This window comes from Faecalicoccus sp. (assembly GCF_036552745.1).
Lineage (GTDB): Bacteria > Bacillota_I > Bacilli_A > Erysipelotrichales > Erysipelotrichaceae > Faecalicoccus.
Map to the genome: position 1 here is coordinate 1 of NZ_JAXKBY010000037.1, position 8,042 is coordinate 8,042.

An 8,042-nucleotide genomic window follows, 5' to 3' on the forward strand; every position below is an offset into this window, starting at 1 on the left:
ATCGATATGACTAACGGCCATATTATATAACTTAAAAAATGTAGTAGCAATACTACAATTTTTGTCATGCCTTATTAGTAAAAAACTATCTAGACTTGATTGCCTGTATAGTTATAGTTGTCTTAACTTAATGACATTGCGCACACGGTGCGTTTTTTTTATGTTTTCAATAGTGTATAATAGAAACATGGAACTACAACGATATGAAAAGGCAAAAGCCTATGTATATGAACAGTTTGCCAAGATCAACAACGAGCCTTTACGGATCGCAGCTTTGACTCATACCGCCATGGTCGATTCTTGTATCACCTTATTGGCAATCTCCAGAAGCAGTGCTTTGGAAAAGGCTAAAATTGCCGCTTTATTTCATGATTATGCACAATATATCGACAATTGTGCTCATAGTGAACACGCAAGACTTTCCAGTCTGCACGCCCACCAATATTTAACCCAAGCCAAGGAGTTTAAGGTGTATGAGGTTGATGATATTTGTTTTGCGATTGCCCAACATTCCAAAAAGGAGATTTTTGACTCTCCTTTATGCGAATTATTAAAAGATGCCGATATTCTGGCTCGTTTTCTGGAAGATCCCAACAAACCATTGACCGGCATCGCACGCCATCGACTGATTGATGCACTGGCCGATATCAATAACTAAAACTTTTGAACATGCAGCTTTACTTTTGAATCCAGCTGCTTTTTTATTTGGTCTAGAGTGCTTTGAAAACGATGAACATCAAAAACGATGCAATCGATATACGAATAGCTTTTACCGATAGCGCCTCCGATCACTCGGGCACACTCGCTCTTTTGGAAGGCCTGATCAAACTGTTTTGAAAGCTCCTGACGAAATAATGCATCCTCACGAGTCTTAAAAAGATTGTTATAGTAGATATAATCAAATTCGCCCTGCTTGACCTCCAAATCTTTGAGCACATCGGTTTTCTTTTCCAACGTTTCTTCGATCAGTAAAGGATGGGTCGTAAAAATAAATTTCATATCCTTGCGCAATGCATCATGGGCAAAATCTTGTACCGGTTGAAAAACACTGTAAATCTCTAACGGTGACTGGTATGTCTTCCAACCCTTTGTTTCGACATGATCCATCAATTTCTCATAAGCATCCACCAAGTTACAAAACGATTCATCCATTTTAGGGGCATCCAAAAAGTCAACGCTGCCGATATAGGCTTCATAAGCACACTGACCTAAAGCCAGTTCCAACAAATACATGGACATCTCTTTTTTATTTTCGGTATTCGTGATCAAAGAAAAACCAGGGCAATACACTTCACAGTGCCAGGACTGTTGTGTTTCATCTGCCGTATAAAACAACATGAAATCGGTTAAAGTATAAATTTGATCTTTGATCTGCACCTGTGCCTGGATGGCTTTTTGTGATAAAGGCGGCAAACAGGCATTTAAGATCCATGATTTTTTGATGGCTTTCGGAGCCATTTGACAAACCATGGCCGCCAGATACTGTGTCGTCTTGTTGGGGCCGGTATCCCATGTCAGTTCATAATCACCATACGCATTATCCACAAAGAAATGGCAGCCAAAGCTTTCATAGGCATAGCTATCGAGTGGCTCCACCAGTTTCATACATTCTTCATAGTTTTCACGATTTAATAAATCTCGAATGGAATGTTCCACTTTTTCAAATTCTTTCCAGAACTCTATTGCGTTTTTTCGTGCACTCATCGATATTCTCCTAACTTTTTGATCAGCTTTTCGGCAACCTGACAATGCTCTTCTTCATCCAAATGAATGGCATCCAGTTTACCGGCTCGTATGTCCTCCAAGTCTAAAAAATCACATTGCCATTTATTGGCCATCTTTTTTAAAGGCATGGCAGACTGTTCTAACATTTCATACCCCTCTTGCCCAAAATGGATTCTTGTACGCATACAGGAAGCATATTCTTTATGCAGTTTCGGTGGCGTTACCATTAGGAAACGAGGTGTTTGAATAGAACGTTTAAAGTTATCCGGGTCCATAGCTTCATGCATAAAGAGATCCATTCCCTTTTCCAGAGAAGTTAAGGCATTGGTTCCATAGGCTCTTTTGGCATCGTTGGTTCCCAAAAGAATGACGACCAGATCTAAAGGTTCATGTGTTTTTAAGACCATGGAAATGGTTTTAGATCCGTTTCTTTCTTCCAGACTGTAAGGATCACTGTGACAAAGTGTGCGTCCGCAAAGTCCTTCTTCCAGAATTTCATCTTCCGGAAATGCTTTTTGAATCTGTTTGGTAAAACGATTCGCATAGCGCATCCCTGTCTGCGCATTATATCCCCATGTATTGCTGTCTCCATAAAATAAGATTCGCATCATTCTTTCCTCCAAAGCTTTGATTCTGTAATCAAAATATCCATATCTATATCATGTGGCTGCGATTCAAATTCTTCTTCCTGTACATCAAAGGCTACTCCAATCTTCAATGCGTTTGTCTTTTGCAGATAGCGATCATAATAACCTTTTCCATAGCCTTTTCGATGCAATCCGCAAAAGCTGACCATCGGTACGATGATCACATCTAGATCATTGGGATCGCAGGCTTTTCCTACAGGCTCTTGGGTCTGAAAAGAACCTTGTACCAGATCTCCTGTATATGGTATAAACTCCAATTCATAATTCTCAATCATTTTCGGCAAATAGACAGTACCACTTTCTAAGCAGATATCAAATATGTTTACTTCTCCCTTGATCGGCACATAAGCGGCAATATTTCCTTTTAAAAAAGGCAAGAGCTTTTCGACTATTGCCTTTTCTTTCTTTTCTCTTTGTTTCCAGGAAAGACTTTTTCGTCTTTCAATACATTCTTTTCTACCCAATGGAATCACTCATATCCAGCTTTAACATCTGATTGAGTTCAACCGCATATTCCATCGGTAATTCTCGGGTGAATGGTTCTAAGAATCCCATAACGATCATTTCCGTAGCCTGTGCCCGGGAAAGTCCACGACTCATCAAATAGAAAAGCTGTTCTTCCGAAATACTAGAGACTGTAGCCTCATGCTCGATCTGTGAAGTATCATTTTGAGAAAAGTTTAAAGGAATCGTATCACTGCGCGACAGTTTATCTAAAATAAGGGTGTCACATTCCACTTTGCTTTTGGCATACTGCGCGTTTTTGGAATGTTTGACCCAGCCGCGATAATTCGCTTCTCCACCCTGGCGAGCCACAGATTTTGAAATGATCGTACTGGTCGTATGTGGAGCCAGATGAATCATCTTGCTGCCGGCATCCTGCTTCTGTCCTTTGCTGCCAACGGCAATCGAAACTGTCGTACCTTTGGCATAAGGTTCTGCCAAAATACAAGCTGGATACTTCATATTGATATGCGAACCGATATTTCCATCGATCCATTCCATATGTCCGTTTTCAAATACCTTGGCGCGTTTGGTCACAAGATTGATGATATTGTTGGACCAGTTTTGTACTGTGCTGTATCGACACTTGGCATTTTTATGTACAAAGATCTCAACAACAGCGGCATGTAAAGAATCTTTCGAATAGACCGGCGCTGTACAACCTTCCACATAATGGACATCCGCACCTTCATCCACGATAATCAAAGTACGCTCAAACTGTCCCATGCTCATCGAATTGATTCGGAAATAAGACTGTAGCGGCTTATCTAAGGATACTCCCTTTGGCACATAGATGAAAGAACCACCAGACCATACGGCTGTATTCAAAGCTGCATATTTATTATCAGTATAAGGAACGATCTTTCCAAAGTACTTTTTGAAAAGCTCTGGACATTCACGCAATGCGGTATCGGTATCAAAGAACAATACACCTTTTTCCTCCACCTCTTCCAACATATTGTGATATACAACTTCGCTTTCATACTGAGTGCTGACACCGGCCAAAAACTTTTGTTCCGCTTCCGGAATTCCCAGTTTATCAAAGGTATTACGGATCGTATCCGGTACTTCATCCCAAGATTGTTCCTGCTTTTCACTGGGTTTGATATAGTACGTATAGTCATTAAAATCAATTTGGCTTAAATCCGGTCCCCATTTTGGATTCTTTTGTTCCACAAAAGAATGGTATGCTTTCAATCGAAGCTCCAACATCCATTCAGGTTCTTTCTTGATCTTGGAGATCGTGCGAACGACCTCTTCATTTAATCCTTTTTGTGTCTTGAATACACTGGTATCTTCATCATGAAAGCCATATTCATATTCATTGGATAAATTTAACTCTTTTTCTTCTGGCATTATTGACCTTCACTTTCTTTGATCATATCACGCAATGCTTTCCAGCCAATCGTTGCACAATTGATACGATTGGCCTGCTTGCCTACATTTTGAAACGCAACGGCTTCTTCCAAAAGATCTTCATCATACTCTTTCTGATCCACCATGGCAAAATAATTCTGAATGATCTCCATGGCTTCTTCTTTTGTCTTTCCTTTGACCAGTTCACTCATAATGCTTGTGCTGGCTGTAGAAATCGTGCAGGCTTCCCCATCAAAACGCACATCTTCAATGCGATTGCCATTAAATTTTGCTTGTACGGTAATATCATCGATACAAGAATCACTGGCCATATGACGAGAATGATATCCTTCTTCCTTTGTCAGTTCATGATTTCTGGGATATTGGTAATGATCCATGATAATATCTCTTAACAAATTTGGATCGATCTCACTCATGTTTCATCCTCCTCTAAAAAAATATATTGATACAGTTTTCTAATGTTGCTTCCTGTAAAGCAGCAACCGACTGATCGATTTCTTCTTTTGTGTTATAAAAGTAAAAGCTGGCACGGCAAGTACCACTGACCTTTAATACATCCACTAACATCTTGGCACAATGTGTACCGGAGCGTACCGCAATTCCTTTGGTGTTCAAAAAGCTGGCCACATCCTGAGCCGGAATCATCTGTCCCTGATCAAAAACGTTAAAGGTACAGATTCCACTTTGTGCGTTTTCGTTATAAAGATGAATTGTTTTCAGTTCTTTAACCTTCTGTACAAAATACGATTTTAATTCCAGTTCGTAAGCATGAATTGCCTCTTTGCCGATAGCCTGAATATAATCAATGGCAGCCCCTAAGCCAAGCACCCCTTCAATAGGCTGTGTTCCGCTTTCATATTTTAAAGGTGTTTCCTTTAAAATCAAATCACCACAGCTGTTAAAGCGAGCATTGCTTTCACCACCATAATAAATAGGCTCCAGTTTATCCAACAAAGCTTTTTTGCCATAGAGTACCCCGACACCGGTCGGCCCACACATTTTATGCGCACTGAACACAAAAAAATCAACATCCAAATCTTGTACATCGATATCAATATGCGGTGTGCTCTGGGCACCATCGACTACGACAAGCATATCATTTTGATGAGCGATTTTCGCAATTTCCCTGACGGGTGCTTCAAAGCCCAAAACGTTCGATACTTGTGCCAGACAAACAACTTTTACATTTTCATGAACGGCCTTTTTAAAGTTTTCAACCGTGATCTTGCCTTCTTCATCTAAAGGAATATATTCGATCTTACATCCCTTTTGTTTTGCAGCCTGCATCCACGGCAGAATACTGCTGGCATGCTCACTTTCATCACTTAAGATCACATCACCAGGCTTCAACAACTGCTGACAAACCATCAGGGCTACTTGGTTTAACCCTTCAGAACTGCCGGAATTAAAGATGATTTCTTTGGAAGAAGTAGCGTGTAAATAATCCGCAACCTTCTTTCGACAACCTTCATACGCCGCATCGACTTGAGCGCTCATCTCATAATCACCACGATGAGCATTGGCTCCTAAATACGTATAATAATTGACGACCGCATCAATCACCGGCTGTGGCTTTAATGTCGTTGCTCCATTATCCAGATAGACTAATGGTTTATCGGACATCGTCCTGGACAGAATGGGAAAATCTTTACGAATTCTTTCCGTGTCCATATAATCCCACCTTGCTTTCCATTTCTTCACGCATCTTTTCTTTGGTTGCTTCATCACTGACCAGCTCCAGAATCGGCAGCAGATATCCAATGCTTAAAAGGCCCATAGCCTGACGCTGCGAAAGTCCGCGTGATTTTAGATAGTATAACTGTTCTTCATCCGGTTGTCCGATCGTTTGAGCATGAGATGCCTTGACGTCATTTTCATCGATCAACAATAACGGTATGACCTGCGCTTTATGATCTTTTCCCAATGTCAAGACACGTGTTGTCTGATGCGATTGTGATCCGTAACATCCCTTTTGAATATTACCATTGGCCACCATTTCATAATGCGCACGATCGAAAAGTACAGAGAAATTTTCCATATAACCAAATGTATGTGATGCTTCATGAAAAATTTCAATATCGTTTAACTTTGAAGTGTCCACTTGTCCCAATTGAGCGCTCATCAATTTGATATCAGCGCCAGACTCTTTTAAAAATGCCTTTTGTTTAAACGTTACGTCACTTTCTTCCATATCCAGAAAGCCAATTTCACTCTTGGCATCTTTTTTTGCCTCTACTTCCAGATCAACAGAAAGTGTCGAGGCACTCTGATTATATAAAAGGATCTTAGATTGACTGTCGGCTTCCAGCTTTAGATGCAGCTTTAAGCTGGAAATCCCTTTGCGAAGGACCATTAGTAACGAACCGGTTTTCTGAATCGTGATCGTGGCTATTTCATCCTGATCAAAATAAATCGTTTCGTTAAATTCCTTTTCATAAACCTTTTCCATAATTATCCTCTTTTAGCTCCGCAAAGCCCGATACTGGTAGGTCGTTTCCTTGATTCTTCCTTTCTGGCGGATACATGGTATTCTGTTTCCAGCCATTCATATCCTTCTTTGTCAATCTTATCAATCAGCTCTTGATCACCCGATACAACGATTTGTCCATCAACTAAGACATGAGCATGAGTCGGATGCAAATATTCATAAAAGCGGGCATAGTGAGATACGACCAAAAGCCCCATATCTGTTTCTTTCTGGCATTGATTGATGGCTTCACTTACGATTTTTAACGCATCCACATCCAAACCGGAATCGATTTCATCCAGCATGGCAATGGACGGCTTTAACATCATCATCTGTACGATTTCATTTCGTTTCTTTTCACCCCCGGAAAAACCATCGTTTAAGAAACGATGTGCCAGATCCGGTTTCATTTCCAACTGCTGGATGGCTTTATCCATTTCCTTGATGAACTTAAATAAACTGATTGGCTTTTCCTGGCGAGCATTGATACAGGAGCGCAGGAAGTCTGAATTGGTCACACCGCTGATTTCACTGGGATACTGCATTCCTAAAAACAAACCGGCTTTGCTTCTTTCATCCACTTCCATTGCCAAAACATCCTGTCCATCAAGTTTAATAGAACCTTGGGTTACTGTATATTTTGGATTTCCCATGATAGCAGCCAACAGTGTACTTTTACCATTTCCGTTTGGTCCCATCAGAGCATGACGCTCCCCGGAGCGAATCGTCAGATTCAGTCCTTTTAATATTTCTTTATCTTCTACAGATACATGTAAGTCTTTAATAACGAGTTCTGTCATATCTATTCCTCTTTTCCTGTACTATAGTAACAAAAAAGGTTATAAATCTCAATTCAGACGATTATGAAGATTCATTGCTTTTTCAATCGATATTGGCTATAATTGAGAAAGATTTTTAAAGGAGGATTACAATGTCTGAATTCCTTAGAAACAACTGGTTTGTAGTTGTGATTGCAGTGATCATCATTGCTTTTGTTTCCTATTTTATATATGACGAAAATAAGTACAATGTCAGTGCAAAATCCGATAGTGATGGCAACCAGGTCGTTGCCAGTATCGATAAAAAAGATATCACCGCCAATGACATCTATGATCAGTCGGCTCCATTTGATACAGCGCTGCTTTATAACTTGTATCATAACCAGGTAGTGGATCAAAGTGTAAAAACCACAGATGATTTAGATGAAAAGGCAAAAGATCTGGAAAAAACGATCGAACAAAACGCTTCTTCCAGCTCTTCTCAAAATAGCGAATCACAGATTGAAACTGAACTGGCTTCTTTTGGCTATAATGGTATAGATC

Annotated in this window: 9 protein-coding genes and 1 pseudogene; 2 read left to right on the top strand and 8 right to left on the bottom strand. The window is 40.2% G+C overall.

From position 1 onward, the window contains the following. Nucleotides 1–187: 187 nt before the first annotated feature. On the top strand, nucleotides 188–658 hold the full coding sequence (locus tag U0M88_RS01995; RefSeq protein WP_331868738.1) for an HD domain-containing protein: 471 nt from the start codon (nucleotides 188–190) through the stop codon (nucleotides 656–658). Here U0M88_RS01995 and U0M88_RS02000 read toward each other — a convergent pair. Genes U0M88_RS02000 through sufC form a run of 8 tightly spaced genes read right to left on the bottom strand, consistent with a single transcriptional unit; the run spans nucleotide 655 to nucleotide 7,520 of the window. Beyond that, entirely contained in the window at nucleotides 655–1,704 is a 1,050-nt protein-coding gene (locus U0M88_RS02000; protein ID WP_331868739.1) for a hypothetical protein, read from the bottom strand. The two genes, U0M88_RS01995 and U0M88_RS02000, sit on opposite strands and share 4 nt — an antisense overlap. After that, nucleotides 1,701–2,336, bottom strand: a complete 636-nt coding sequence (locus U0M88_RS02005; protein WP_331868740.1) for a GDSL-type esterase/lipase family protein — start codon at nucleotides 2,334–2,336, stop codon at nucleotides 1,701–1,703. The genes U0M88_RS02000 and U0M88_RS02005 overlap by 4 nt, the downstream gene beginning before the upstream one ends. Continuing rightward, complete coding sequence (locus U0M88_RS02010; protein ID WP_117447139.1) at nucleotides 2,333–2,845, bottom strand: 5-formyltetrahydrofolate cyclo-ligase; 513 nt, start codon at nucleotides 2,843–2,845, stop codon at nucleotides 2,333–2,335. Before U0M88_RS02010 ends, U0M88_RS02005 begins: the two co-directional genes overlap by 4 nt. Then, nucleotides 2,829–4,232 (bottom strand): Fe-S cluster assembly protein SufB, encoded by a 1,404-nt coding sequence (gene sufB, locus U0M88_RS02015; protein ID WP_331868741.1) that lies wholly within the window; start codon nucleotides 4,230–4,232, stop codon nucleotides 2,829–2,831. The genes U0M88_RS02010 and sufB overlap by 17 nt, the downstream gene beginning before the upstream one ends. Continuing rightward, nucleotides 4,232–4,669, bottom strand: coding sequence for a Fe-S cluster assembly sulfur transfer protein SufU (sufU, locus tag U0M88_RS02020; RefSeq protein ID WP_022789839.1), 438 nt, complete (start codon nucleotides 4,667–4,669; stop codon nucleotides 4,232–4,234). The genes sufB and sufU overlap by 1 nt, the downstream gene beginning before the upstream one ends. Before the next feature lie 13 nt (nucleotides 4,670–4,682). Further along, nucleotides 4,683–5,924 carry an aminotransferase class V-fold PLP-dependent enzyme gene (locus tag U0M88_RS02025; RefSeq protein ID WP_331868742.1) on the bottom strand — a complete coding sequence of 414 codons (1,242 nt, stop codon included), beginning with the start codon at nucleotides 5,922–5,924 and terminating at the stop codon, nucleotides 4,683–4,685. Further along, a complete protein-coding gene (locus tag U0M88_RS02030; protein WP_331868743.1) occupies nucleotides 5,902–6,702 on the bottom strand; it encodes a SufD family Fe-S cluster assembly protein in 801 nt (266 codons plus the stop codon). The genes U0M88_RS02025 and U0M88_RS02030 overlap by 23 nt, the downstream gene beginning before the upstream one ends. A 2-nt stretch (nucleotides 6,703–6,704) precedes the next feature. Next, complete coding sequence (gene sufC / locus U0M88_RS02035) at nucleotides 6,705–7,520, bottom strand: Fe-S cluster assembly ATPase SufC (RefSeq protein ID WP_331868744.1); 816 nt, start codon at nucleotides 7,518–7,520, stop codon at nucleotides 6,705–6,707. Nucleotides 7,521–7,651: 131 nt separating this feature from the next. Here sufC and U0M88_RS02040 point away from each other — a divergent pair. Then, nucleotides 7,652–8,042, top strand: a pseudogene (locus tag U0M88_RS02040) (peptidylprolyl isomerase); the annotation flags it as partial.

Bases quoted from the DNA above. Each gene is read 5' to 3' on its own strand.
- U0M88_RS01995 (WP_331868738.1), top strand. From the start codon at position 188: ATGGAACTACAACGATATGAAAAGGCAAAAGCCTATGTATATGAACAG.
- U0M88_RS02000 (WP_331868739.1), bottom strand. From the start codon at position 1,704: ATGAGTGCACGAAAAAACGCAATAGAGTTCTGGAAAGAATTTGAAAAA.
- U0M88_RS02005 (WP_331868740.1), bottom strand. From the start codon at position 2,336: ATGATGCGAATCTTATTTTATGGAGACAGCAATACATGGGGATATAAT.
- sufB (WP_331868741.1), bottom strand. From the start codon at position 4,232: ATGCCAGAAGAAAAAGAGTTAAATTTATCCAATGAATATGAATATGGC.
- sufU (WP_022789839.1), bottom strand. From the start codon at position 4,669: ATGAGTGAGATCGATCCAAATTTGTTAAGAGATATTATCATGGATCAT.
- U0M88_RS02025 (WP_331868742.1), bottom strand. From the start codon at position 5,924: ATGGACACGGAAAGAATTCGTAAAGATTTTCCCATTCTGTCCAGGACG.
- U0M88_RS02030 (WP_331868743.1), bottom strand. From the start codon at position 6,702: ATGGAAAAGGTTTATGAAAAGGAATTTAACGAAACGATTTATTTTGAT.
- sufC (WP_331868744.1), bottom strand. From the start codon at position 7,520: ATGACAGAACTCGTTATTAAAGACTTACATGTATCTGTAGAAGATAAA.